Genomic DNA, 23,276 nt, shown 5'->3' with positions numbered 1-23,276 from the left:
CTGCCCCGCCCATATCGTCGCGCAGACGAACGGGGGTTCGCCATGGTCCTATTGTCCCGCGCGGCGGGCGCGCTGGCGGCGCTGCTGATGTTGCCCGGATGCCTGGTGACCCCCGGCAGCTTCACCTCCACGCTCGACATCCGCGCCGACCGCAGCTTCGCCTTTGCCTATAAGGGCGAGATATTGGCGTCGGACATGGACAAGGCGCTGGGGGGCCTCAACAGTGATGCGGAGGAGGATCCGCTGGAAGGCGTCGCCCCGCCCGAGGGCGAGGAGGCCGTGCTGCAGAAGGTGGCGCAGAGCCAGAGCAAGACGCCTACACCGCCCGCCGAGCCCCAGTTCGACAAGACCAGCGGCGACGATGCGCAGATGCAGGCGATGGCGAGCGCGCTCACCAAGGAAAAGGGGTTCCGGTCGGTCCAGTATCTGGGCGATCACAAATTCGCGATCGACTATGCGATCAGCGGAAGGCTGGACCATGCCTTCCTCTTCCCCTTCAACATCGACGCGCAGATCGTGCTGCCCTTCGTCGCGGTGGAAATGCGCGGGGCGGACCGGGTGCGGGTGAAGGCACCGGGCTTTTCCAACGGTTTCGACAAGAGCCAGGGGCCGGCCGGCATGGGTGGCGGATCGGGCGACGCCGCCGCCAAGGCGCTGAACGGCACGTTCACGCTGACCACCGATGCGGAGATCGTCAGCCAGAATCAGGAAGATGGCGCAACCACCGTGCCGGAGGGCAAGCGCATCACATGGACCATCACGCCGCTGACCGGCGATGCGCCGGCCGCGACGTTACGGGTCAGGCCCTGAAGTAAGAAATCAGTCTTCCGGCGCGATCGTGACGCGCAGGCCGTCGAGCGCATCGCTCAGCACGACCTGACAGGACAGGCGGCTGGTCTCGTTGCGATGATCGCTGCTGTCGAGCAGGTCATTCTCGTCCTCGCTCATCGCCGGCAGGGCGTCGGCAAAGGCCGGGTCGACATAGACATGACAGGTCGCGCAGGAGCAGCAGCCGCCGCACAGCGCGAGCAGTTCGTCAAAGCCATGGTCGCGAATGACTTCCATCACCGAGAGACCCTTGTCCCCCTCAACAGTCTGTTCGGCACCATCACGGTTGACCACGATCAGCTTCGGCATCTACCCATTCCTTTTGGACTTATCCCCGCCGCTCTGACCGACAGCGACGGCGAAATCAAGGGCTGGACGGGCGGACATGGTAAGCACGGCGGAAGAATTGCGCGTCAGCCTGGACTTCATCGCTGCGGCGGAGCCGGCATTCGGCGCGGCCATCGCCAGCGTCGGCTATCCGGTGCCGCGCGTGCGCGAGCCGGGCTATGAGACGTTGCTGCGCACCATCGTCGGCCAGCAGGTCAGCGTCGCCTCCGCCGCGGCGGTCTGGCGCAAGCTGGAGGCGGAACTGGGCGTGGGCTGCACACCCGAAGCGCTGCTGGCGCGCGATTTCGATGCGTTGCGCGCCTGTGGCCTGTCGCGGCAGAAACAGGGCTATGCCCGCAGTCTGGCCGAACTTGTGGTGGACGGCACGCTGGACCTCCACGCCCTGCCCGCCGACGATGAAGTCGCGATCGCGCAACTGGTGCAGATCAAGGGGATCGGCCGCTGGTCGGCGGAAATCTATCTGCTGTTCGCCGAAGGCCGCCCCGACATCTGGCCGGCCGGCGACCTGGCGGTGCAGATCGCGGTCGGGCGGATATTGGGCTTGGGCGAGCGGCCGAGCGAGAAATTGACCCGCGACCTTGCCGAAGCCTGGCGCCCGCATCGCGGCGCCGCCGCAATCATGGCCTGGCACCATTATAATAGCGGGCAGGACATGCTGCAGAGCTGAGACGCGGCGGGGCAGAGACCCCGCCCGCCCGCCCGCGCTTCAGCCCAGCAGGGCGATGTTGAAGACGATGCCCAGCACCGCCGCCAGCGCCAGCGCCAGCAGGCACAGCGCAATCACCAGCGTCACCGAGATCGGGAAGCGGCTGTCGGAGTGAATCAGCCCATCCTCCGTCATGATCTTGCGCCGATCCCGCAATTCGGTCGCGAACTGGACATGGCGCACGATCCCGCCGGCCAGCAGCACGATGCCGAACACCAGCAGCGCCACGCCGAAATTGCGCGGCGCGTTGACATTCTGGATGCTGCCCGCGTCCTGCATCTTCTGGAATGCCTGGTTGATGGTGAAGCCGAAGCCGATGAGGGACAGCGCGGTGCGCATTTCCGACATCAGGGTCCGGTCCGCGCTCATCCGGGTACGCTGGAACGACATGCCGGTCCGGCGCATCGACATTTCGGTGCGATGCCCGGACAGGTCGGTGCGATATTCGGACAGGTCGGTGCGATGTTCCGACAGGCCCGTGCGATGGCGCGACAGGCCGGTGCGAAAATGCGAATAGGCGGTCGATGCCCCTTCGGGATCGCTCATGTCGACCGACGGAATGGGCGGCACGGGCTCGCCCACATTGCGGGCCGGGCGGATGGGCACGCCCCTGGGTTCCTGCGTTTCGGCCATATGCTCCCCTCCTGTCAGTTCGGCTTGATCGGCGGCGGAAAATTGGCGAGCACGGCGGTCACCGCCTTGTCGATTGTCGCCTGGTCGGGGCTCTTGCGGCTGACTTCCTGCGTGGCCGTGCCGTGCCAGACCGGCTGTTTCGTCCCGGTGTCATAGATATCGACCGTCAGCGTGCCGTCGGTCACGTTGCGCACATCGACATTGCGATAGCCGCCCCAGCCGGCCCACCCGCCCCAGGGACGATAATAGGTGGCGTAGGGACCGAAATCGGTCACCTCCACCCGGTCGCGGGCGCCCAGGGTAAAGCCGATGGCAAATTCGCCGGGGTTGGCCTGGCTATAGCCGCGCGCCGCGAGCGCGCTGTCGATCGACGCCTTCACCCGCTGGAACAGCAATGGGTTCATGCCCTGCGGCACATTGATCGACGCCCAGCTATAGCTGCGATAGCTGGCGAAATTGGCGGCGGGATCGGCATCATAATTGACCCGTGGCGTGGTGGCACAGCCTGCCAGCGCCAGCAGCAGACCCGTGACGAATATGCGCCTGATCATATCGCGACCTCCCTTTGAGCATCCCTGGGCATAGCCAAGCGGACGCCGGGCCAGCCATCGGGATTCTCCCCTAGGGACCGCCCCGGATATCCCTAACCAATGGCGTAAAGCGGCGCCCGAGAGCCGCGGTCGGACCAAAGCGGGACGATCGCCCGACCCCCGGAAAATCCGCTATGGCGCGATGCCCGCGAATGCGCGATCATCCCTATATTCCAGCGTTCGGACGGGTGAGTCGCGGCGCCAATCGCGAAACTTTTCCTGCCGATCGCAGCCCAGCAGAGGGAGCTGTGTGCGATGGTAAGAGACTGGCCTGCAATGGTCGCAGCGGGCGCCGGCATTTGTGTGGCACTGGCCACGGCAAGCAGCATGGGCACGCCGCAGGATGCAACCCCTACCGTCAGGCTGGCGCCACCGGCCCTGCCCTGGCTCGACGATCTGACCGCAGACAAACCGGCGGCGCGCGCCGGGCAGCAGCTCGCCAGCAACCGCTAGCGCGGCCATCATCCGAGCCGGACGGGCCTGCGTTGAACAGGCTCACGGATTCACGCTGAACCGGCCCAATTGAACCGGGAAACATTCGGCCGAGGCGGCACCAACGCCTGCCCAGCCCGCCTGCACAACCCTGCCCGGCGGCACGCCCCTGCCCCGGCGGCGGAATGCCAGCCTTCCTCATGATCGGGAGTATCGATGGATTTCCTACGCCTGTTCCAGTCGCTGGAAGATTTTCTCTATGAGGCGATGAGCTGGCTGGTCTTCTATCCCCGCACCCTATGGCGGACCATCCGCCACCCGATTCAGATGCTGCGCTATTCCGACAAAGAACTGGAGGATGCGCCGGACCAGCAATTCACCGACATGCTGAGCCCGCCCCTGTTCCTGATGCTGACCATATTGCTGTCGCACCTGATCGAGGTGGCGTCGCACCAGAAGATGCCTGAGGTCGCAACCACCGGCATCGGCAAGGAAATCACCGCGTCGGAGATGAACCTGCTGGTGCTGCGCGCCTTCCTTTTCGCCATTTATCCGCTGATGTTCGCGGTGCGGCGGCTGAAGGCGCAGCGCATGGCGCTCAACCGCGACACGCTGCGCCGCCCCTTCTACGCCCAATGCTATATTGCCGGGCCAGCCGCGCTGGTGCTGGGCATCGCGTCGATCCTAGCGCGCCTTGGCGATGTCGGCTGGGCGGTCGCCGCGCTGGTCATCATGCTGGTGACGATCAGCTGGTATCTGCGGATCGAGACGATCTGGCTGCGCCATCGCACCGGAAAGTCGACCTGGGCATCCTTCCGTTCGGCGTTCAACACCTGGCTGCTCGCCTCGTTGATCAACAGCGGGGCGAGCTTCCTGATCCTGGGCGGCTGAACCGGCTATTCGCCGTCCGGCGTCATCGCCATCACGTCGACGAAGCGACGTTGCCATCGAAGCGGCAACGGAAGCGCTTGATCCCCTCGCTGCCCTTGTCGACCGTGCCGTCGATGAAGAAACCACCGGGCGCCTTGGCGATCGCGCCGGTCTTCACATAGGACGGGCGGGTGCCATATTGGCCGGACACTTCCCCCCGACAATAAGCGGGCATGTTGCCGGGCGTCAGCGCCGGGCCGGTCGCCGCCGGCATCACCTGCGCTGCGGTCGCCGCCAGCGCCTGCACGCTGACGGTCAGGGTATAGTTGGCGACTTCATTGCGGCGGGCGGCATTGCGCATCAGATAGACGCGGATGCGATAATCGCCATTGGCGGGCAAGCGGCCGGAAAAGCTGTTGCCGGCGGACGAGCCGACGAACATCGCCGTATCCCCGGCACCGGGTGCCATCACGTTGAAATAATTCGAGGCGTTGCTGGTCTGAAGCCGGACATTCATGGTCTGGCCCGCCCGCGCGCCGACCAGATAATCGACCATGTCATAGCCCTTGAGCGACGCCTTGATAACCTTGGAGGCGGTCCCCCTGGCGAATTGCACCCGCTCGCTGCGCACCGGGGCCTGGGCGATGGCCGGCATGGCCAGTGCCGACAGCGCGATGGTCGCAATCATGGCATTCCTCATGATGCATCCTTTCGTTCAATAGGTGTCCATCGACATCACATTGCCATTGCCCGTCACAGTGCAGCGCGAGCGATAATGGCCGGACGCGACGATGATCTCATAGCGATCCCCACCTTGCGGATAGACGCTGACCGGCACGGAACTGCCCGCCGGCACATTCTGGAACTCGTCGCCGCGCCGGGCACAGGCCCGCTGCGCCGCCGCCGGCGCGCCCCGCACGATCTGGCTGTTGGCGGCAAGGCGATTGCTCCGCTCCGCATTGCCCGCCGAAAAGCCCGAATGATAGGCTTCGCTGTCGTTGCGATCATAGTCACCGCCATACAGGCCGTCATGATAGCCGCGCTCATATTCGCTGTCATGCTGGGCCGAGCTGTCATTATGGCTCTTCTTGTGGCTGGCAAGCGCCGCGATCAGGCCGATCGCTGCCACGCCGGCAACCGCTGCCGCCGCCGTGCTGCCGCTACCATGACCGCAATCGCCGTCCGACGCGCTGTCGATCACATCATAGCGGCCATTATAGGTGATGACGCGGATGCACTGGTCCTTCGCGCTGTTCCACCAATAGTTGGTGAGGCCATTCTGCTTGGCGATGCGATAGCCGCGCGATTGCAGCGCATTTTCGCCCGAAGAGCCTCGCGCGCCGACCAGATCATCGACATCGCGCGGCGGCGCCGCATGGGCCGGCGAGATCGGAAGGGCAGCCGCCAGCAAGGCGGTCACCGACAAGAATGTCGAAAAACGCGTCATCCTCATTTCCCCTGTTCCTGCGACGCCGGAAAGCGGAATCGCAGACGGCCGCATGCTACAGCAATGCTAGCGCGGCGCATTCGGCAAAGCCGTGGATAGGGCTCAGGGAAAATACCGAGAAATAAAGTCCGGGAGCGGTGCAAACACCGCTCCCGGACGGCCATGGTGCCCACCGCGAAAGGGGTTAAGCGGCGGCACGGACCCGCGCGCCGATTGGGGCGACGCGCTTATGGCAGAATTCAGACGACCAGCTTGGCCGCGTAGATCAGGCTGCCCCGGCCCAACTGGGCCATGACCTGCGACCGGACGCTGTCGCCGACCGCGAAACAGCCCTGGCTGCGCCCCAGCTTGCCGCGCGCACCGGCCAGCGTGGGTTCGGCATACCAGGCACCATGCAGCACGATCGCCCGGCTCATCGCATTGTCATTGGTCGGATCCAGCCCCTGCAAGCGCTGCGACGGGCCATGTTTCCCGACATAGGGATCGGCCGTCAGGAATGCGCCCGAACAGGAGGCGTTGGAGCCGGGCGCATTGGAAAAGCGCTCCAGCCAGCCGCTATGATCCGGGTCCGATCCGCTGCCATGCGCCACCAGATAGGAGGTGGTGGTGCCATCCAGCAGATTGACGATGTGCAGCCGCGGCTCCGACGAGGGCGCGGCAAAATCGACCAGCGCCATGCGGTGCCGGTTGACGATCTGCGGATGCCGTTCCAGCGCCGCGCGGGCCTGTGCAAACAAAGCGGGCTTCACCAGCGCCGGCGGGGTCGGCGTGGTGACCGGCGCGATCGGCTGGGCCGGCACCATGGGTTTCAGCGCGCGCATCGGCCCCGGCGCGGAGGCACGCGCGGTGCCAACAGCGCCCGCGACCAGAACGGAAGCGGAAAGGAGAAAACGGCGACGATCGGGGTTCATGGATTGTGCAACTAGGGTGCAGGCCCCGCCAAGGTCTTTGCCGGAATCGGGCGCCGCGCACAAAGTCTTGCGCACATCCGTCCGGCCCGGCATTTTTGTCGGGCGGGGCACGTCGAAGCGGGAGAAGCGGGACATGGCCGGAACGCGGCTATCGAGCGGCATCTATCGGGAAGCGGTCGCCACCATCGTGCGGCGCATCCAGAAGGCCCATGGCCTGTCCGACAGCCAACTGGCGGAGCGGATCGGCTGTTCGGCCGGCACGGTCAAGAATGCCCGCAACGAAGCGAGCAACCTGGATGCCGTGACCCTTGCCAATATCGAGCAGGTTTTCGGCCCCGGCGCGATCGACCCCTATCTGGCGCTGGCCGATGTTCGCGCGGTGCCGCTGACCCCGCCGGTGCCGGTCGAGCGGTTGCATCCGACGCTGGCGATCGTCGAGGCGCTGCACCGGATCATCGAGAAGCAGATGCCCGACAGCGAAGGGGGCACGCGCATCACATCCCACGAACTGCTGACGATCCTGAGCGAATTGCGCGAGGCGCGCGGTGTGTTCGACGCCCTCATCATGATCGCCGATCCCGCGATCGACAGCGGCGAGATCAGCTTCCGCGACAAGGGCCGCAAGCGACTTGCCGTGATCCACAGCCATGGCGGCACCATCACCCGCGCCGACATCATGCACAGCGAGGACGAGGACTGAGGACTAGCGGCAGTCGATATGCGCGCCGTCCAGCCGGTGCAGGCGCAACGCCTTACCGCGCGGTTCCGCCGTCACGAAATTTCGCCAGGACGATCGGGCCTTCGGCAGCCCCACCGCGACCAGCCGGCTGTCATCGCGGATGATGGTCTCCCCTTCCAGCGTGCCGATCCGCACCGCCATCTTGCCGCATTGCCCCGCCCGGTCCTGCGCAGCATCATGGGCCAGTGCCGTCAGCACGGCGCTGCGCTCGGCATAGGCATCGCGCAGGCAGGCCGGCTGATCATCGGCGAAGGCGCAACGATTGCGGCGCTGGAACCAGGCGTCCTGCCGTTCGACATAATTGGACGCGGCATCCAGCAGCCGGGCCTGATCTGCGCTGGGCACCCGGACACGCGCATCGGCAGCCTTGAGCGCCGGGTCGGCGCAGACCAGCTTGTCCACGACGAACGCCGATCCTTCGCAGCCGGCGAGATCGGCCGGGGTTGGCGGCGGCACGGCATCGGCCGCGACCGGCGTCAGGAACAACAGCAGGGAGCAGAGCCGGGCACGCATCATGACGTCAGCCTTTTCACGCGGGGCGCCGCGACCATAGGCCAGCGCCGCCCCGCCCGGCAATCGCCCGTCGTCAGCCCGCCGTCTTGGCAATCTCCGCCGCGTAGATTTGCGGCGCGCCGTCCATGTTGGAGCGGAAGATCATCCATTTGCCGTCGGGCGTGAAGGTGATGTTGGGCTCCAGCCGATAGTCATGCTTGCGCATGTCGACGATCTTCTCGACGCCGAAAGTGCCAGGCGCGATCAGGTCTGCGGCATTGTCGGCATGGATGCCGGCGACGTCGGGAATGGCCTGGGGTGTGAAGAGATAGAGATATTTGCCGTCGGGGGCATGGGCGACCATTTCGCTGTCGCCGCCGTCGCCGGAGAAATGCTGGAGGTCGGGCGCCTGGTTGTAGTGGACCGACCATTGGTTGCGATCGACCTTGAACCATTGGCGATGCCCGGTCGCCAGCTCATAGCCGGCGAGCCAGAACACCTCGCCACGCGGGGTCTGGAGATCATACCAGATCCACTTGCCGTCAGGCGAGAAGAACTCGTGGCCGGCGATTTCCATGTTCATCGTCCGCTTGTGGACCAGCTGCTGGCCGCTGCCGTCGGTGCGGATCGTCCAGATCCGGTCGACCTTGTGCCAGGGGCCTTCATGGCAATACATGATGAGGCCGGGGTCGGTCGGCGAAAACTGGATATGGTTGAGCCAGTCGGTCGAGGCGACCACCACCTTGCGCTCCCCGGTGCGGATATCGATGGTGAAGATCTCCATCGGGATGCGCGCTTCCAGCCGTTCATTGAGGCGCACTTCCTTCGCCTCGGCAAAGCTGAGCGGTTTTCCGTCCGGGCCGTTGGCGGCATAATTGGCCTGGCCGAACTGCTGCTTGATCTCCGGCGCGGCGCGCTTCTGCGTACCGTCGGGCTGGAGCGGCTTGTCGCTGGCCGCCCATTGGCCGAGCAGCAGCGTCTCGTCCGCATTGATCGAGCCGATCGAGCCGCGATCGACGGTCGCGATCTTGCGCACCTTGCCGCTGTCGATGTCGGCGGCATAGAGCGTCGTCGCGCCGGCGCCGTCGTCGCGCTTGTGGCTGGCATAATAGGCGGTGCGCGTCTTGCGCCCGGTGAAGAGCAGCTGGATATCCTTGCCCTTGACCAGCGGCCTGATGCTCCAGTCGGCCAGCGTCAGCACCGAAATGCCGTCGGGGGTGGAAATCACCATCTTGTCGCCCTGCGGCGTATAGCTGTTCTGGTGGAAATAGAGGCTGGCGCTGCCCGGCGTGTCGGTCAGCCGCAGCACGCGGTGGCCGGTAGTCTGGTCGACCCATTCGGCCACGGGCTTGGCCAGCGCCGGGGTCGCCGCGCTCACCGTCAGCGCCGCCATCAGGCCCATCATCATCGTCTTCATCTTATGGCCCTTCATCAGTTGGCAGCGTCAGCGAGCGCGTCGGGAATGAGCGCCAGATTCTCGATCGCGGCAAGGCCCCATTGCGACGCCGCATTGGTGGAGACGTCCGGCCATTCGACGATCGGGCGGACATAGGCCGGCCCCTTCAATGCCACGCGCGGATCGCCGTTCGACAGGCCGAGGCCCGCGTCGCCGCCCAGGAATTCCTTCCAGGCGCGGACCGCCAATTCCTTGTCGCCGGTCTCGCGCGCAACATAAGCGGTCAGGCGCGAATGGCCTTCCTTGAGGTTGCGGCGGCCGAAGGGCTGGTCGAACTTCGCCTTCCACTCCTGCGGCGGGGCATTGAACCAGCGGCAATAATCGAGCCAGGCGGCGCGATAGCGGGGCACGTCGAGCAGGTCGAGAAGCTCGGCATTCACCTCCAGCGCGCCGAACACGGCATTGAGGTGCGAGATGGAAATCTTGTCCCCCGCGCCCATGAAGCGCCCGGTCTTGAGATCATAGGGTGCGCTGCCCGCCAGCCAGCCATATTTCAGCCGACCGATGCTATCCATGCCGTTCAGCAGTCGCTCGCGCCACTTCTTGTCGCCGGTCCGCTCCCATTCGGTGAGCCAGGCCGAGGCGACCGAACACCACATGGTGCCGAAGCTCAAATCAATGACGCCGGCCGGCAGCGGCGTGCGCTCGGCCCCCGGCACCTTGCGGCCGATCTCGACATGCTCCAGCGACAGGTCGGACGTGACGAGATCGCGCATCAGGTCGCCGGCGCGCTCGTCGGCGGTCAGATAATAGAAGATGCGGCGATACATGGCGTTGCTGACGCGCGGCTGCTTGCTGCTGTCGCTCCAGTGCTGGACGCCATGGCGGGTGCCCAGCCCCTTGAACCTGCCGAGATGATAGACGTCGACCTCGCCGGTATGGCGGGTCAGCGCTTCGGCAAAGCGGAAGGCGGCGGCATTGCCGGTGCGCAGCACGCTGGTCCAGAACCACAGGTCCGGCGACAATTCGCTATTGTCCCAGGCGAAGCCGCCAATGTCGTAGCGCCACACATGCCGGTCGAAATCATAGGTGTGCATGATGTCGCCATGGTTCCAGAAACCATACCAGCGGCGGCGATCCACCTCACCGACATAGAAGTCGACCAGATTGCTATTCTGGTCCTCGATCCGCGCCTTCATGGGCGTCGAGCGGTCGGGCAGGCTCCAGATGCCGAACACGCCGGCGGCATGAATGCGGTCGGGCGTCACCATCAGCTGCGGCGGCACGGCGTTCGCCTGCGCCATCGCGGCCAGCGCATCGGCCGAGGGGGTAGCGGCGCAGGCCCACAGGGTCAGTTCGCTGGTGCGGGCAACGCCGGTCGCGGCATCCCAGCCGGGCTCATAATCCTCATAGGTGATATCGAGCCCTTCATTCTGGGCATCATAGCCCTCCATCCCCAGGACGCCGCGATAGGAGCGCATGTCCATCGGCTTGGCGTCGGGCGACCAGAGCCAGGCGGTCAGCGTCGCGGTGTCGCTTTCGGCGTCCCGAATGCTGATCTGGGACGGGTGGCGCTGCCAGAAATAGCGGGTGGCGATCGCCGCGCCGCCCTGGGGCGAGCCAATATAGCCCAGGCCCTGCGACCGGCTGCCAGCGACGGAATCGACCCAGGCATGGCCCTCCTGGGTGCGCTTGGCGATGGCGAAACCGTCGGCCGACAATTGGGTCAGGTCGAAATCGCCCCAGGTCGGGATGCGATCGAGCAGCTTGGCGACGCCCGGCGCCATCGCGTCCATCGGCACCGCCTTGCCGGCGATCTGCGCGGCACGCACTGCCTTGCCCGGATCGCGGCGCAGGCCGGTGAGCGGCCGCACCGCTTCGCTGAACAGGCCATCATCGGCGGTAGCGAGGCGGACATGGCGGTCATGCGGGGCGCCGGCCATCGGCACCGCAGCGGTGAGGCCGATGCCGCTGATGAAATCCTTCGCCGGATCGCCATCGAAGATGAAGCTGTGGACGATGCGCAGATGATCGCCGCCGGCATGGGCATAAAGGCGCAGGGTGAAGGGCAATAGCTGCCGCCCCTGCCCTTCATGCACGCCGGTGAGCTTGACAACGGCGCGGACCGGCCCCTTCTGCTCGACGGTGGCACTGGTGATGCGGCCCGTGAAGGGCGTGCGGGTGCCACCTTCGGGCGCGCTGTCGACGCTGGCGACCAGCGTCAGGGGACCAACGACAGTGCGATTGCCCTGCTGCGCCGACTGGATGATCGCATTGCCCGAACGGCCGATGCTCCAGCGCAGCGTACCGACCTGAATCTCGATCCGGTCGGCGAGTTCGCGCACCAGTACCGGCGCCTGCGGCGCGGCGGGCTTGCCCGACACCACGCGCAGCGCGCCGGGCTGGCCGGTGCCGGCGGGCAGTGCATGAGCGGTCCATTTGATCGACCCGTCGGGCCAGGTGGCCAGGGTCCAGTGCTGCGACGGCAAAGCAGTGCCATCGGCGCCCTGCACCGACAGCGGCTTGCCCGCGCGCAGCACGCCGCGCGGCCATGGCACGCCAAAGGTCTGGCCGAGCGAGAGCGGCGGGGCGGCATCGTCGATCCAGCGCACCGGGGTTTCCGGCATGGCGCCGCCACGCGCGCCAGTCGCCGCCTGCGCCGCGCCCGGCAGCAGCGCGGTCGCGCTCGCCATCAATCCCGCCTTCAGGCTGTCGCGCCGGCTGATCCCCGCCCTGATATCCATGCTGCTCTCCCTTTTTATGTTGTTCAGATCTTGGTGATGGTGAAATTGCGGACCTGAAGATGGCTCTGCGTCGTACGCAGGCCGAAATGGCCGCTGCGATAGGGATCGGGATCGTCGAGCGTGAACAGGGTCACCCCGTCCCGCTCCACCGCGATATGAGAGTCGTTGGCGATCAGGCCGATCGAAAACCACTGATTGGGCACCAGCATCGCCGCCTTGTCGGTGCGGTCATGTTCCGGCAGCAGCGGGCGATGGCCCGGCTCCCCCACATAGCGGCGCATCCGCGTGGTGCTGTTGCGGTTACCGCCAATGCCCACATAATAGGTGCGGAGGCTGTCATAATCCTCGAACGTGCCGCTGCGGGTGCGGCCGAGCGCCGATCCGCCGGGCGCCGCCTGGTCGCGCGCCATCCAGAAGGCGTTGACGTCGCTCACCTCGTCATAAGGGCCGCCGTCCGACACGGCGCGCACGTCGTAGCGGATCGCGACCGGCCCCTTGAGCGCCTGACGGAACCAGAGCGTCAGCCCCTTGGGCGCGACGATATCGAGCAGGCCATCCTGCGCGGTCACGCGCGTGTCGCCCACCGCCTCCAGCTGCCATTGTTTGAGGCCATGGCGGAAATCGTCGCGCCAGAGCGGCCCCCGCGCCGCAGCGTTCAAGGGGCCGGCGATCGGCGCCAGGGCCAGCGATGCAAGGAGGGTGCGGCGAGAGAACATGGCGACCTGTCCCGCTTGATCTTGAAAACATGATGCTGCGGGTCGGGCAGGTCCCGACCCGCAGCCTGTCTCATGACCTGGGGGAGGCCAGGCCATGAGCGCCAATCAGAGCTTGAAGCGGATACCGCCATAGACGCGGCGGCCGACCGTCTCGATGATGGTGCGGCGTTCGACGCTGTTGGCGTTTTCCTTGCGCGTCGCGTCGAGCAGGTTGACGCCTTCCAGGAACATCGAGATGCCCGGCATCAGCGTGACGTTGAGCGACGCATCGAGCTGGCCATAGGCTTCGCCGAACTCGGGATTATTGCCGCGGCCCTGCGCCGTAATCAGATATTTGGACCGCCAGTTATAGGCGCCCCGCAAGCTGACGACGTCGTCTTCATAATAGGCCGAGATATTGTAGGCATGGCGCGACAGGCCCTGGAAGGGCAGGGAATCGCCAGTGAAATAATCCTTCCCTTCGTAGCCGCTATCCTTGGAATAGGTATAGTTGGCCACCACGCCCATCTGCTTGAGCACCGGCACGTCGATGAAGTCGAACGCGATCTGCGCGCCGGCTTCCACGCCGTTGATCGTCACCTTCTGCGTGCCGTTGGTGGGCACGGTGATGGTGTAGGTCACGCCGCTGGCATCGGTATAGGGCTCGGTCGTGTTCTGGATGAACGAGCTGATTTCCTTGCGGAAATAGGTGACCGACGCGAAGCTGGTGCGGTTGATATAATATTCCAGGCCCGCATCATATTGGCGGGCGCGGAACGGCTGCAGATCCGGATTGCCGCGCGAACCCGACAGGCCGACCACGTCGATGGTGAAGCGCGGTGCCAGCTGCTGCGGCAGCGGACGGGCCATCACTTCGGTCGCGGTCGCACGCGCCATCAGCTTGTTGGGGATGAGTTCCGCCTTCATGTTGATCGAGGGCAGGAATTCGGTGCTGTTGCTGTCATAGGATACGGGCGAGATCACGCCACCGGTGCTGAGATAGCCCGAGGTGTTGACCTTGGTATTGACGACGCGCGCGCCGATCACGCCGCTGACGGGCACGGCCCCGACATCGAAGGCAAAGCTGGCCTGGCCATATCCGGCCAGGTTGCGTTCGCCGACCTTCCAGGTGTCGGTATAGACCTGGCAGGTGCCGTCGGCATTGGCCGGGCAGCCGCCTTCCGCGAACGGATCGGGAATGCCTACCGCATCGGCCACGCCCTGGGTCATGTTGAGCCAGCCGCTATAATCGCCGGTGAAGCCGAGATTGCCGGTGTGGAAGAAGGGCGAGGTGCCGAGCGCCGCATTGCCGCTGACGATGCTGTCGATCTGTGCCTGCACCGCCGGATCGCTGAAGCCATTGAGCGTCGTGGTGCGGGTGTAGAAGCGGCTCTTGACCGTCAGGTCGCGATACTGGCCACCGATCTTGAACGAGGTGAACAGGCCGCCATCGGTCTTATATTCCGCGTCCAGCTTGGCCATCTTCTCGGTCTGGTCGTCATAGCGCGGACGACGCAGCACGGTCAGCTGGTTGATGCCGGCCGTGGTGGTCGGATCATTGGGCAGGATGATGTTCGGCGCATTCTGGCCGTTGCTATAGTCGACGATCAGGCTGGACATGCCGGTGACGGCTGCGGTCGCGTTGATCTCGTTATTATAGGCCTTGGCCTTGGACAGCGAGATTTTCGGCGTCAGCGTCAGGTTGCCGGTCGTCCAGTCGGCGCCCAGCGCGACATTATAGGTGGTACGCTTGATGTCGCCCAGAATGTTGCGATAGGACACGCCCAGCTGGCTGGTCTGCGCCTTCGACGTATTGTTGGTCATCACCAGATATTCGACCGTATTGTCCGGGCCGATGATGGTGTTTTCCGTGTCGACGATGCCGCCGCTGGTGCCGGTCTGCAGATATTGCGAGGTCACCGACTGGATCGACTTGGTCCAGTTGCTTTCGACATAGGCCTTGAAATCGTCGCTCGGGCGCCATTCCAGGATGCCGTTCAGCGCATAGCGGCGGGTTTCCAGGCGGTTGATGACATAGCGCGGAATGTCGGGGAAGAAATCGCCGACGCCGTCATTGTTGAGGTCATAGGCCTGCATGCCGGCCGTATTGGGATCGCTGTCCAGCTGGACCCAGCCGGTGGTGCGCGCCTGATGGCTTTCGACATTGCGGTTCTCGAACGTGCCCGACACCAGCACGCCGATCGTGCCGTTGGCGAAGGTGTCGCTGCCGATCAGCGCCAGGCGCGGGTCCATATGGTCGCCGATATCGGCATAGATGGCCTGGGCGGAACCGGCCAGATAGGGCTTGCCGCCATTGTCGAACGGCCGGCGGGTGATGACGCGCACGGTGCCGCCGACGCCGCCTTCGGTCATGTCGGCGGTGGCCGACTTCACCACTTCCAGGCGATTGACGAATTCGGAGGGCAGATCGCGGAAATCGACGTCGCGGCCGCCGCCCACGGTGGTGGACAAGGCGGTGACGCCGTTGATCTCGACGCGGTTCAGTGACGGATCGGCGCCGCGGATGGTGATGCCGGAGCCTTCGCCGTCGGAACGGGTCAGCTGGACGCCGGTCACGCGCTGCAGCGCTTCACCGACATTCTTGTCCGGGAATTTGCCGATATCCTCGGCCGAAATCGCGTCCAGAACCTGCGCGGCGTTGCGCTTGGCGTTGAGCGCGCCCTGAAGGCTGGAACGGATACCGGTGACGACGATATCCTCGCTGCTCGCTTCGGGCGCCTGCTGGGGCTGTTCGGACTGCTGCTGGTCTTGTGCCGCGGCCGGCATGGCGCCCAGCAGGACGGCGGCGACGGCCGACGTCGACAACAAGGCGCGATAATTGGAAAACCTCACTTAAACATCCTCCCTATGCGTGCCCCCCCGTTTGGGCACGGGTTTGAGGTCGACCGCGACCAGACCCCGCCGCGACAACCCTTTGATATCCCATATATTGGGTATTCATATCTATATATGGACACGTAGAGATGGCGCTCTCTTTGCGACAAAGCGAGCTATGCCATCGATGAACCGTTGCCATAACGGACCATGGTTCCATCATGTGGATCATTAGGCGTCACCAGACGCTTCACCGCGAATCCGGGCGCGCCGGTCGCGTTAAGCCGTCCGGCGGATCGAGCGGCAATGCGTTCCAGATTGTGGAATGGGTGCGCCGTTCAGGCGACGGGTCGCGCCAGTAGGGCGTGCAACTGTTGTTCGACCGCGATGTCCGCCTGATCTTCGATCAGCCAGCACTCGCCCGCCATCCAGGGCTGACCGTCGATCAGCCCACTCCCCTGCAACGGAATGAACCAGAACGGCCCCTGATCCTGCCGAACCCGTTCGCCAGCCTCATGCACCAGATTTTCGAGCGTGAAGGGGGCGCCGGTTTCCTCCACCAGCATAGCGGCGCTGTCGCTGGTCACATGCTGTGCCAGCCGGTCATAGGATACGGGCTCACTAACAGCCATGCCGGCATCCAGATGCAGTTCGCGGGGGCGCCCATAATCAAACAGGCGATAGGTCACGTCGTTATTCTGCTGCACCTCGACGAGGGTGATGCCGCCGCCGATGGCGTGGATCGTGCCTGCCGGAATATAATAGAAATCGCCCGGCTTTACCGGCTTCCAGTCGATCAATTCCTCAATCGATCCATCCAGTGCGGCAGCCTTCAGCGCATCGGCATCGACCGTCCGGGTCAGGCCGATGCCCAGCCGAGCGTCCCCTTCGGTTGCCAGCACATACCAGCATTCCGACTTGCCGCCAGCCAGCCCCATGGCCTGCGCCTGGGCATCGTCAGGATGGACCTGCACCGACAATTTCTCGCTGGTGAACAGATACTTCACCAGCAAGGGCAGATGTGCTTCCGCTTCATCAGTGAACCATATCTCACCAATTCTTCGATCGGGATCCACGCCAAATTGCGTGGGCAAACCCTTGCATCCCCAAGGTTTCTCGACGGCGCTAGGAATCAGACGATAGGAAGACATGTGCTTGGCCATAGCAGAAAGGAAATCACTGTCACGCCATCATCGACGACAAATAATCACCCTGCCCCATACTGACATGATGCTTTATTGCGCTACTCGAACTTGATTGCCTAGCCAGCGAGCCCCTTGATATCGGCGGCCAGGTCCAGCACCTGTGCCGCCTCGAAACTGGCGACCGGATAGGCGCAATAATCGGCGGCATAATAGGCGCTGGGGCGGTGGTTGCCCGATGCACCCAGACCGCCGAACGGCATGCCGCCGCTGGCGCCGGTGGTCGGCCGGTTGCGGTTGACCACGCCGGCCCGACTTTCCAGCAGGAACCGGTCCCATAGCGCATCGTCGGCGGATACGAGGCCTGCCGCCAGGCCATAACGGGTCGCATTGGCGGCCGCGATCGCGGCGTCGAAATCGGCGACGCGGATCACCTGCAACAGCGGCGCGAAAATCTCCTCGTCGGGGGCATCCACCCCGGTCATGTCGATGATGCCCGGCGTCAGGAAGGCCGCGCCGAGGTCCGCAGGCTGTTCGAGCGGCAACAGCTCGACCCCGCCCAGCGCCAGCAGCGCGGCATGGCGCGCTTTGGCATGTTCCGCCGCCTCAGCGGAAATCAGCGCGCCCATATAAGGCTCAGGCTGGCTGTCCCAGGCACCGATCGTCAGCCGCCGGGCGAGCGCCACCGTCGCGTCGATGATCGCGTCGCCCGCCGCGCCCTGCGGCACGATCAGCCGGCGCGCGCAGGAACAGCGCTGGCCCGCGGTGATGAACGCCGACTGGACGATGATCGAGGCGACCGCCTGCGCATCGCCGTCCCAGGCGACCAGCGGATTATTGCCGCCCAGCTCCAGCGCCAGGATGACGCCCGGCCGGTCGGCCATCACGCGCGCGAAATGAGCGCCCGCGCCCGCCGATCCGGTGAACAACAGACCGTCGATATCCTGCGCGATCAATGCCGCGCCGGTGTCCCGCCCACCCTGCAACAAGGTGAAGACGCCATCGGGCAGGCCCGCGTCGCGAAACGCCTGCGCCATCAGTTCGCCGACCAGCGGGGTAAGTTCCGATGGCTTGAAGATAACCACATCGCCCGCCAGCAGCGCCGGCACGATATGGCCGTTGGGCAGATGGCCGGGGAAATTATAGGGGCCAAGCACCGCCATCACGCCATGCGGCTTGTGGCGCAGCACCGCCCGGCCGAACGGGGTCGCCTGCACGCGCGATCCGGCGCGCTCCGCCTGCGCCGCGATCGAAATGTCGACCTTGCCGATCATCGAGGCGATTTCGGTCTTCGCCTCCCATAGCGGCTTGCCGGTTTCCCGCGCGATCGCCTTGGCAAAGACATCGCTGCGGTCCGACAGCAGCGCCTTGTAGCGCCGCACATGATCCTCGCGCGCGGATTGCGGCAGTGCCGCCCAGGCCGGAAAGGCGGCGCGGGCGCGCGTCACGGCCGCCGCACAGGTCGCGGCATCAGCCGCCTCCCCTTCCCACAGGAGCGTGTCGCTGGCCGGGTCGATCGAACGGAAAATCATATGGCCTCCAGAAAGCGGGACAAGGATAGCGCACCCTTTTCCAGCCTCCTAGCGCCTTGCGGGCGCGACGGGATAATGAATCCCGCCGCGCCCTTCATGCCGATCCGGAATAAGCGGTGCCTATTCCAGATAGGTGGTACGCAGCGCCGCAATGTCCACCGGCGTCAGGCCGATTTCCTGAGCCAGATAGGCGTCCACCGCCCCCCAGCGCTTGTCGATCTCGGCAAAGGCATAGGAGAGGAAGGGCGTGCCGTCGGGCAGCACCAGCGGATTGGCCTTGGCCATCGCTCCGCCCTTCTGCATCTGTGCGAACATGCCGGCGATCGGGCTGCTCTGCGCGACGGCATCGCTCATCGGCGGCACTTCATATTGCGGGCGGCGCGACGGCGTCGAGAGCACATAGTCGCGATAGATGACATCGCGCGGCACGCCGAGCGCCGACAGGATCATCGCGCTGACAAAGCCGGTGCGGTCCTGCCCGGCCGAGCAATTGTATAGCAGCGGCCCGTCCTTCGACAGCAGGCGGGCAAAGACGATACGCAGTTGCGGCTTCAACTGGGTCGCCATGCCGCGATAGGTGCCGGCATAGGCTTCGGCCTGCTTGGCCATGTCCATATTCTTGGCATCGAACTTCATGCCGCTCATCATCGCGGCCATCGAATAGCCGACCGCATTATAGGGAATGCCGTCGAGCTTGGTCGGCGCGAACAACCGTTCCTCGTCCGAGCGCAGGTCGACCAGATTGGCGACGCCCAGCGCCTTCACCTGCGCCACATCGGCCGGGGTCAGCATCGCCTGCCCGCCCGAGCGATAGATCCGGCCCCAGCGGACATGCTTGCCACCGGCCGCCGGATAGCCGCCCAGATCCCGGAAGTTGGAGGATTGCTCCATCACCAGCACACGCTCGGCCACGCGCGTCACCGCGCCGCTCTTGCTGTCGCGCAGCAGGAAATAGGGCCGGGTGCCCGGCGCCACCTGCACCTCCTGCACGCCGTCCTTGTCCCTGGCCGACAGCAGCGTGGCGCTGGCGATGGCGGCATCGGGGCGATCCGCCTGCAACAGATCGACCGGATCGGCATCGCTCCAGCGGATCGCCAGCTTGTCGGGCGCCACCCGTTCCACCACCGGATCGGCGATGGTGCCGGCGAAGGCTGCGACTGACATCGTCAGGGGCAGCGCCACCAGCGCGGCGCGGATCATCATCTTGCGCATGATCTTTCCTCTCTCCCTCTATTTTAGAAGCGCACCGTGGCTTCCAGGCCATAGGTGCGCGGTTCGTTGAAAATGCCCAGTTGCAGCGACGAAGAGCCGGTCTGGAAGAATGTGTGCTGTTCGTTGAACAGGTTGCGCGCCCAGGCCGAAATCTGGAGCTTGGCGTCGCCCTTGAGCGTGATGTCGGCGAGCGACAGGCGGGCATTCACCAGGAAGGAGGAGTCGGTCAGCGCCGCGTCGCTGGACTGGGAATGATAGCCATCGCCGCCATTGGCATCGACATGGGCGCGCAGCGTCGCCCAATCGAGCGGCAGGCTATAGTCGATCGCGCCGCTGAAGGCGTTCTTGGGCGTGTAGACCACGAACACGGTTTGCAGCGCATTGCCGGCGAAGGGGTTGGCCGCCTGTGCCAGATCGCCCTTGGTATAGGCATAGGCGGCGGTCAGCGTCAGCCCCTCGACCGGCATCACCACCAGATCCGCCTCGAAGCCCTTGATCGTGCCATGGCCATCGACATTGACGGTCTCGATCGTGGTGCGGGTCGGACCGCCCGGCACTTCGGACAGCACCGCGTTGAAGTCGATCTGCTGATTCTTGTAGATCGTCTTGTAGGCGGCCAGGTTCAGCCGGACATGATGGTCGAGAAACTCGCCCTTGAAGCCGATTTCGGAGGTTTCGACCTCCTCCGGCTTATAGGCGCGATAGGTGACGGAGCGCGAATTGGCGCCGCCGGCGCGATAGGCGGTCCCCCATTTGCCATAAAGATGGATATTGTCGGTCGCGTCGAACGCCAGCGTGACGGTCGGGTCGACCCGGCTGCTGGAAATGTCGAAGCGGAAATCCTTGTCGACGCCATTGACCTTGAACAGGTCGCCGCTCTTCTTGTCGCGGGTATAGCGCGCGCCGCCGGTCAGGTGCAGCGCATCGTCCAGGATCGCCGGGGTCCAGGTCGCCTGGCCATAGAGGGCGAAGCTATCCGCCTTGGCGTCGCTGGCACGGTCGGGATAGGGCGTGACCTGGCCGGCTTCCAGCGTCGGCAGCCGGGTCGGCGCGTCGGCCGCGGTTGCGCCCCACTGCATAGTGTAGGGCGCCCAGGCCCAATCCTCGCCCTTTTCATGATAATAATAGGCGCCGGCGACGAAATCGATGCGCGAGGTCGAACCGACCAACTGCACTTCCTGGCTGAACTGATTCTGGTCGAGGCCCGCCAGGCTGTAGCGCGCGAACTTGGCATAGGGCGCAAAGGCGCCCTGATGCGCACCGCCATTGTCATATTGGCTCTGGCTCAGCTCACGATAGGAGGTGATGGAGCGCAGGTTGATGCCATCGGCGACCTGCCAGTCCATATGCAGCGCATGGCCATGGGTCTTGCCGATGCTCTTCTGGATCGGCACGCCGATGTCCGCGGTCCTGGCCCGATCGGGCTGGACCTCGACCATGTCCGCGACCGGCAGACGATCCGACTTGCCCAGCATCTGGAAATAATAGGGCGTGCTGGCGTCGTAGGAGGTGTCGAAATCATATTGGGCGGAGAAGCGGCTGCTCGGTTCCCATAGGATCGCGCCGTGCATGCCGCGCTGGTCGAGCTGGTTATAATCCTCCTCGCCCGCCATCGGATTGTCGGTGGTGCCGCCGCGCTTGGTGACGAGCGCGTCCAGCTTGACGCTGAAATTGGCGAAGCTCGGCAGGTCGAGATGGGTTTCGACCTTGTAGCCGTCATAATTCATGACGCCCATCGTCTGGCTGAGGTGAAACTCGCCGCTCGGCTTCCTGCTGACGATGCTGAGCGCGCCACCGGTCGAGTTGCGGCCGAACAACGTGCCCTGCGACCCCTTCAGCACCTCGATCCGTTCGACGTCGAACAAAGCCGTGCCCAGCCCCTGCGACCGGCCGAGATAGACGCCGTCAATATAGATGCCGACACCGGCGTCGCGGCTGGGCTGGTTGGCGTCGAACGGTACGATGCCGCGGATGCCGACGGTCAGCGCCGAATTGCGCGAGGCGAAGGGGGCGATGCGCAGCGATGGCACCGCACCGTCGCCCAGATCCTTCAGGCTCACCACACTGCGCGCCTTGAGATCATCGCTGCCCAGCACCGAAATGGCGATCGGCGTCTTCTGCAGATTGGTCTCGGTCTTCTGTGCGGTGACGACAATCGAACCAAGGCCGGCATCCCCTTCGTCAAGCGGCGCGTCCTCCGCATGGGCCTGAGCCACGAAGCCCGCCCCCATCAGCATGGTGCCGGCCAGAATGAGTGCGCGACGGCGCAGGACAGACGAACATTTCATGATGCGTATCCCCCGAATGATGTTGAATTCGGAGGGGCAGTTAGAACGTATGTATGCAGCCGCAGTTACATATGTATCTCAGTTTGATGACAGGAACAGCGGCAATATGACAGCGGCGAGACACGGATATCGCCCTGACGCAGCCTTTGCCAGTTCGGCGGGATATGGCATAGAGGACGTTATGGCGACGGCGGCACATTCGGAAAAAACATCGGAAATCGGCGCGATGGCGCGGCTTATCGAGGCCGTCCTCGACCTATGGGAACGTGATGGCGCGAGCGACACATCGGCCCGCGCGATCAGCCGCCTGGCCCAGACCCCCGTATCCGGAATCTATCATCACTTCGGATCACTGGAACAGTTGTTTCTATCCAGCCACGAGCAGGCCCAGCGCGAGTCGGAACGCTGGTGCGCGGCGCGGCTGGCGGAACTGGAGGGGGGCGTGCCCCTGTCGCGTGACGCCTTTGCGCCCCTGCTCGCCGCGCTGATCGACCAATGGTGCGAGGAACAGCGCCGGCTGGCCTTTGCCTGGCGCGAATGCCAGCTGATCGCCGCGCGGGAGGATCGCTATGGCCCGATCACTCAACGCTGGACGACCATGTGGCGCAATTTCTGGGAAGAGGTCTGCGTGCGCTGCGGCCATCCGGGCCGGGGCACCTTCACCGCCTATCTGTTCGACGGTGAGGCCACGCTGCACCTGATGCGCTGGCGCCGACCGGTCGACCGCGCCGCGCTGGACGACATGTGCGCCGGCTGGAGCGACTGGCTGTGCGGTCGCCCGGTGCGCGCCGGCCATTGGCGTCAGTTCGCTCGCGAACAGGCCGACCTTGCCCTGCCCGAACAGACGATCAGCAGCGGCACGATGGAACAGATTGCCGAGGCGGCTGCCGATGTGCTGGCGCAGGAGGGCATGGCGGCCCTGACCCATCGCGCCGTCGCCACGCGGGCGGGCCTGACGCTGGGCGTCGTTTCCTATAATTTCCGGTCCAGCGCCGAACTGGTCCGCGCGGCGTTCGAAATGATCTATCGCAAGGCGGTGGAATCGGGTGGCGGCGCCGTGCCCGAGGCAGTGACATTGACCGACGAGCAGTTGCTCGCGCGCTATTCCACCCCCCCGCCCCGCAACGACCGTATCCTGCCGGCGATCGACGAACTGATGCTGGCCGCCGCACGCGACGGCGACCTGCGCGATTTCGCGCCCCAGTTGCGCTATCGGCGCGGCCGTACCAGTGGCGGCCTGCTCCGCGCGATCCTGGGCCGCGATGTCGCGCCGCTGGAGCCCGCGCTCTTTTCCGGCGTCATATCGGGCCATCGCAAGACCTGTTTCGGCCTGACGCCGGCCGAAGCCGCCAGAGCCGGCGCACAGGCCATGCTGGACCTGCGCACGATGGTGCGCGCCGCTGCGGATACGGCTCAGTCGGAAAGCGCCTGAGCCC

General features: G+C 65.1%; 21 protein-coding genes. 6 read left to right on the top strand and 15 right to left on the bottom strand.

From position 1 onward, the window contains the following. The first annotated feature begins 42 nt into the window (after window positions 1-42). On the top strand, window positions 43-810 hold the full coding sequence (locus tag AC13EK_RS24425; RefSeq protein WP_069337755.1) for a hypothetical protein: 768 nt from the start codon (window positions 43-45) through the stop codon (window positions 808-810). A 9-nt stretch (window positions 811-819) separates the two neighbouring features. On the opposite strand, the gene AC13EK_RS24420 is transcribed toward AC13EK_RS24425, so the two are convergent. Then, the gene (locus tag AC13EK_RS24420; RefSeq protein WP_004210272.1) at window positions 820-1,137 is read right to left on the bottom strand and encodes a 2Fe-2S iron-sulfur cluster-binding protein; all 318 of its coding nucleotides are present in this window, start codon (window positions 1,135-1,137) and stop codon (window positions 820-822) included. 76 nt (window positions 1,138-1,213) lie between these two features. Here AC13EK_RS24420 and AC13EK_RS24415 point away from each other — a divergent pair, with 76 nt between their 5' ends. Continuing rightward, window positions 1,214-1,843, top strand: coding sequence for a DNA-3-methyladenine glycosylase family protein (locus tag AC13EK_RS24415; protein WP_004210270.1), 630 nt, complete (start codon window positions 1,214-1,216; stop codon window positions 1,841-1,843). A gap of 39 nt (window positions 1,844-1,882) precedes the next feature. Here AC13EK_RS24415 and AC13EK_RS24410 read toward each other — a convergent pair whose 3' ends face one another. Continuing rightward, complete coding sequence (locus AC13EK_RS24410) at window positions 1,883-2,515, bottom strand: YidH family protein (protein WP_069336510.1); 633 nt, start codon at window positions 2,513-2,515, stop codon at window positions 1,883-1,885. A 14-nt stretch (window positions 2,516-2,529) separates the two neighbouring features. Further along, window positions 2,530-3,066 (bottom strand): DUF4136 domain-containing protein, encoded by a 537-nt coding sequence (locus AC13EK_RS24405; RefSeq protein ID WP_069336511.1) that lies wholly within the window; start codon window positions 3,064-3,066, stop codon window positions 2,530-2,532. Between the two features lie 294 nt (window positions 3,067-3,360). On the opposite strand from AC13EK_RS24405, the gene AC13EK_RS24400 reads away from it, so the two are divergent. Further along, window positions 3,361-3,558: a hypothetical protein gene (locus AC13EK_RS24400; RefSeq protein WP_069336512.1), complete on the top strand. Its 198-nt coding sequence runs from the start codon at window positions 3,361-3,363 to the stop codon at window positions 3,556-3,558. 195 nt (window positions 3,559-3,753) lie between these two features. Further along, window positions 3,754-4,428 (top strand): hypothetical protein, encoded by a 675-nt coding sequence (locus tag AC13EK_RS24395; RefSeq protein WP_069336513.1) that lies wholly within the window; start codon window positions 3,754-3,756, stop codon window positions 4,426-4,428. Window positions 4,429-4,459: 31 nt separating this feature from the next. On the opposite strand, the gene AC13EK_RS24390 is transcribed toward AC13EK_RS24395, so the two are convergent. The 3 genes from AC13EK_RS24390 to AC13EK_RS24380 form a co-directional block, all read right to left on the bottom strand. Further along, complete coding sequence (locus tag AC13EK_RS24390) at window positions 4,460-5,107, bottom strand: hypothetical protein (RefSeq protein WP_234792141.1); 648 nt, start codon at window positions 5,105-5,107, stop codon at window positions 4,460-4,462. 15 nt (window positions 5,108-5,122) lie between these two features. Next, window positions 5,123-5,854: a hypothetical protein gene (locus AC13EK_RS24385; RefSeq protein ID WP_069336514.1), complete on the bottom strand. Its 732-nt coding sequence runs from the start codon at window positions 5,852-5,854 to the stop codon at window positions 5,123-5,125. A 239-nt stretch (window positions 5,855-6,093) separates the two neighbouring features. Then, a complete protein-coding gene (locus AC13EK_RS24380) occupies window positions 6,094-6,765 on the bottom strand; it encodes a murein L,D-transpeptidase catalytic domain family protein (RefSeq protein WP_037506242.1) in 672 nt (223 codons plus the stop codon). 133 nt (window positions 6,766-6,898) lie between these two features. On the opposite strand from AC13EK_RS24380, the gene AC13EK_RS24375 reads away from it, so the two are divergent. After that, window positions 6,899-7,465, top strand: a complete 567-nt coding sequence (locus tag AC13EK_RS24375) for a helix-turn-helix domain-containing protein (protein ID WP_069336515.1) — start codon at window positions 6,899-6,901, stop codon at window positions 7,463-7,465. A gap of 3 nt (window positions 7,466-7,468) precedes the next feature. On the opposite strand, the gene AC13EK_RS24370 is transcribed toward AC13EK_RS24375, so the two are convergent. The 9 genes from AC13EK_RS24370 to AC13EK_RS24330 form a co-directional block, all read right to left on the bottom strand. Beyond that, on the bottom strand, window positions 7,469-8,020 hold the full coding sequence (locus AC13EK_RS24370) for a lysozyme inhibitor LprI family protein (protein WP_234792144.1): 552 nt from the start codon (window positions 8,018-8,020) through the stop codon (window positions 7,469-7,471). A gap of 70 nt (window positions 8,021-8,090) precedes the next feature. Continuing rightward, window positions 8,091-9,413 (bottom strand): oligogalacturonate lyase family protein, encoded by a 1,323-nt coding sequence (locus AC13EK_RS24365; protein ID WP_277788294.1) that lies wholly within the window; start codon window positions 9,411-9,413, stop codon window positions 8,091-8,093. A gap of 14 nt (window positions 9,414-9,427) precedes the next feature. After that, a complete protein-coding gene (locus tag AC13EK_RS24360) occupies window positions 9,428-12,136 on the bottom strand; it encodes an exo-rhamnogalacturonan lyase family protein (RefSeq protein ID WP_069336518.1) in 2,709 nt (902 codons plus the stop codon). A 23-nt stretch (window positions 12,137-12,159) separates the two neighbouring features. Continuing rightward, entirely contained in the window at window positions 12,160-12,852 is a 693-nt protein-coding gene (locus AC13EK_RS24355) for a DUF6250 domain-containing protein (protein WP_069336519.1), read from the bottom strand. Between the two features lie 105 nt (window positions 12,853-12,957). Continuing rightward, window positions 12,958-15,684 carry a TonB-dependent receptor gene (locus AC13EK_RS24350; protein ID WP_069336520.1) on the bottom strand — a complete coding sequence of 909 codons (2,727 nt, stop codon included), beginning with the start codon at window positions 15,682-15,684 and terminating at the stop codon, window positions 12,958-12,960. A 320-nt stretch (window positions 15,685-16,004) separates the two neighbouring features. Then, the gene (locus tag AC13EK_RS24345) at window positions 16,005-16,817 is read right to left on the bottom strand and encodes a type I phosphomannose isomerase catalytic subunit (protein ID WP_069336533.1); all 813 of its coding nucleotides are present in this window, start codon (window positions 16,815-16,817) and stop codon (window positions 16,005-16,007) included. Between the two features lie 110 nt (window positions 16,818-16,927). Next, window positions 16,928-18,340 (bottom strand): succinylglutamate-semialdehyde dehydrogenase, encoded by a 1,413-nt coding sequence (gene astD / locus AC13EK_RS24340; protein ID WP_483022428.1) that lies wholly within the window; start codon window positions 18,338-18,340, stop codon window positions 16,928-16,930. 120 nt (window positions 18,341-18,460) lie between these two features. Then, window positions 18,461-19,552: a tyrosine-protein phosphatase gene (locus AC13EK_RS24335; RefSeq protein WP_069336522.1), complete on the bottom strand. Its 1,092-nt coding sequence runs from the start codon at window positions 19,550-19,552 to the stop codon at window positions 18,461-18,463. A 23-nt stretch (window positions 19,553-19,575) separates the two neighbouring features. Next, window positions 19,576-21,840 (bottom strand): TonB-dependent receptor, encoded by a 2,265-nt coding sequence (locus AC13EK_RS24330; RefSeq protein ID WP_069336523.1) that lies wholly within the window; start codon window positions 21,838-21,840, stop codon window positions 19,576-19,578. A gap of 181 nt (window positions 21,841-22,021) precedes the next feature. Between AC13EK_RS24330 and AC13EK_RS24325 the strand changes: the two genes are divergently transcribed. Beyond that, on the top strand, window positions 22,022-23,272 hold the full coding sequence (locus AC13EK_RS24325) for a TetR/AcrR family transcriptional regulator (protein WP_069336524.1): 1,251 nt from the start codon (window positions 22,022-22,024) through the stop codon (window positions 23,270-23,272). Window positions 23,273-23,276 lie beyond the last annotated feature (4 nt).

The organism is Sphingobium sp. L-44, from assembly GCF_056859495.1.
The sequence above is the reverse complement of the archived record's forward strand: the minus strand, read 5'-3'. Positions and strand labels throughout refer to the sequence as shown.

What these genes read in the sequence shown, in the direction of transcription:
- AC13EK_RS24425 (WP_069337755.1), top strand. Translation starts at nt 43, where the DNA reads ATGGTCCTATTGTCCCGCGCGGCGGGCGCGCTGGCGGCGCTGCTGATG.
- AC13EK_RS24420 (WP_004210272.1), bottom strand. Translation starts at nt 1,137, where the DNA reads ATGCCGAAGCTGATCGTGGTCAACCGTGATGGTGCCGAACAGACTGTT.
- AC13EK_RS24415 (WP_004210270.1), top strand. Translation starts at nt 1,214, where the DNA reads ATGGTAAGCACGGCGGAAGAATTGCGCGTCAGCCTGGACTTCATCGCT.
- AC13EK_RS24410 (WP_069336510.1), bottom strand. Translation starts at nt 2,515, where the DNA reads ATGGCCGAAACGCAGGAACCCAGGGGCGTGCCCATCCGCCCGGCCCGC.
- AC13EK_RS24405 (WP_069336511.1), bottom strand. Translation starts at nt 3,066, where the DNA reads ATGATCAGGCGCATATTCGTCACGGGTCTGCTGCTGGCGCTGGCAGGC.
- AC13EK_RS24400 (WP_069336512.1), top strand. Translation starts at nt 3,361, where the DNA reads ATGGTAAGAGACTGGCCTGCAATGGTCGCAGCGGGCGCCGGCATTTGT.
- AC13EK_RS24395 (WP_069336513.1), top strand. Translation starts at nt 3,754, where the DNA reads ATGGATTTCCTACGCCTGTTCCAGTCGCTGGAAGATTTTCTCTATGAG.
- AC13EK_RS24390 (WP_234792141.1), bottom strand. Translation starts at nt 5,107, where the DNA reads ATGAGGAATGCCATGATTGCGACCATCGCGCTGTCGGCACTGGCCATG.
- AC13EK_RS24385 (WP_069336514.1), bottom strand. Translation starts at nt 5,854, where the DNA reads ATGACGCGTTTTTCGACATTCTTGTCGGTGACCGCCTTGCTGGCGGCT.
- AC13EK_RS24380 (WP_037506242.1), bottom strand. Translation starts at nt 6,765, where the DNA reads ATGAACCCCGATCGTCGCCGTTTTCTCCTTTCCGCTTCCGTTCTGGTC.
- AC13EK_RS24375 (WP_069336515.1), top strand. Translation starts at nt 6,899, where the DNA reads ATGGCCGGAACGCGGCTATCGAGCGGCATCTATCGGGAAGCGGTCGCC.
- AC13EK_RS24370 (WP_234792144.1), bottom strand. Translation starts at nt 8,020, where the DNA reads ATGATGCGTGCCCGGCTCTGCTCCCTGCTGTTGTTCCTGACGCCGGTC.
- AC13EK_RS24365 (WP_277788294.1), bottom strand. Translation starts at nt 9,413, where the DNA reads ATGAAGACGATGATGATGGGCCTGATGGCGGCGCTGACGGTGAGCGCG.
- AC13EK_RS24360 (WP_069336518.1), bottom strand. Translation starts at nt 12,136, where the DNA reads ATGGATATCAGGGCGGGGATCAGCCGGCGCGACAGCCTGAAGGCGGGA.
- AC13EK_RS24355 (WP_069336519.1), bottom strand. Translation starts at nt 12,852, where the DNA reads ATGTTCTCTCGCCGCACCCTCCTTGCATCGCTGGCCCTGGCGCCGATC.
- AC13EK_RS24345 (WP_069336533.1), bottom strand. Translation starts at nt 16,817, where the DNA reads ATGTCTTCCTATCGTCTGATTCCTAGCGCCGTCGAGAAACCTTGGGGA.
- astD (WP_483022428.1), bottom strand. Translation starts at nt 18,340, where the DNA reads ATGATTTTCCGTTCGATCGACCCGGCCAGCGACACGCTCCTGTGGGAA.
- AC13EK_RS24335 (WP_069336522.1), bottom strand. Translation starts at nt 19,552, where the DNA reads ATGCGCAAGATGATGATCCGCGCCGCGCTGGTGGCGCTGCCCCTGACG.
- AC13EK_RS24330 (WP_069336523.1), bottom strand. Translation starts at nt 21,840, where the DNA reads ATGAAATGTTCGTCTGTCCTGCGCCGTCGCGCACTCATTCTGGCCGGC.
- AC13EK_RS24325 (WP_069336524.1), top strand. Translation starts at nt 22,022, where the DNA reads ATGGCGACGGCGGCACATTCGGAAAAAACATCGGAAATCGGCGCGATG.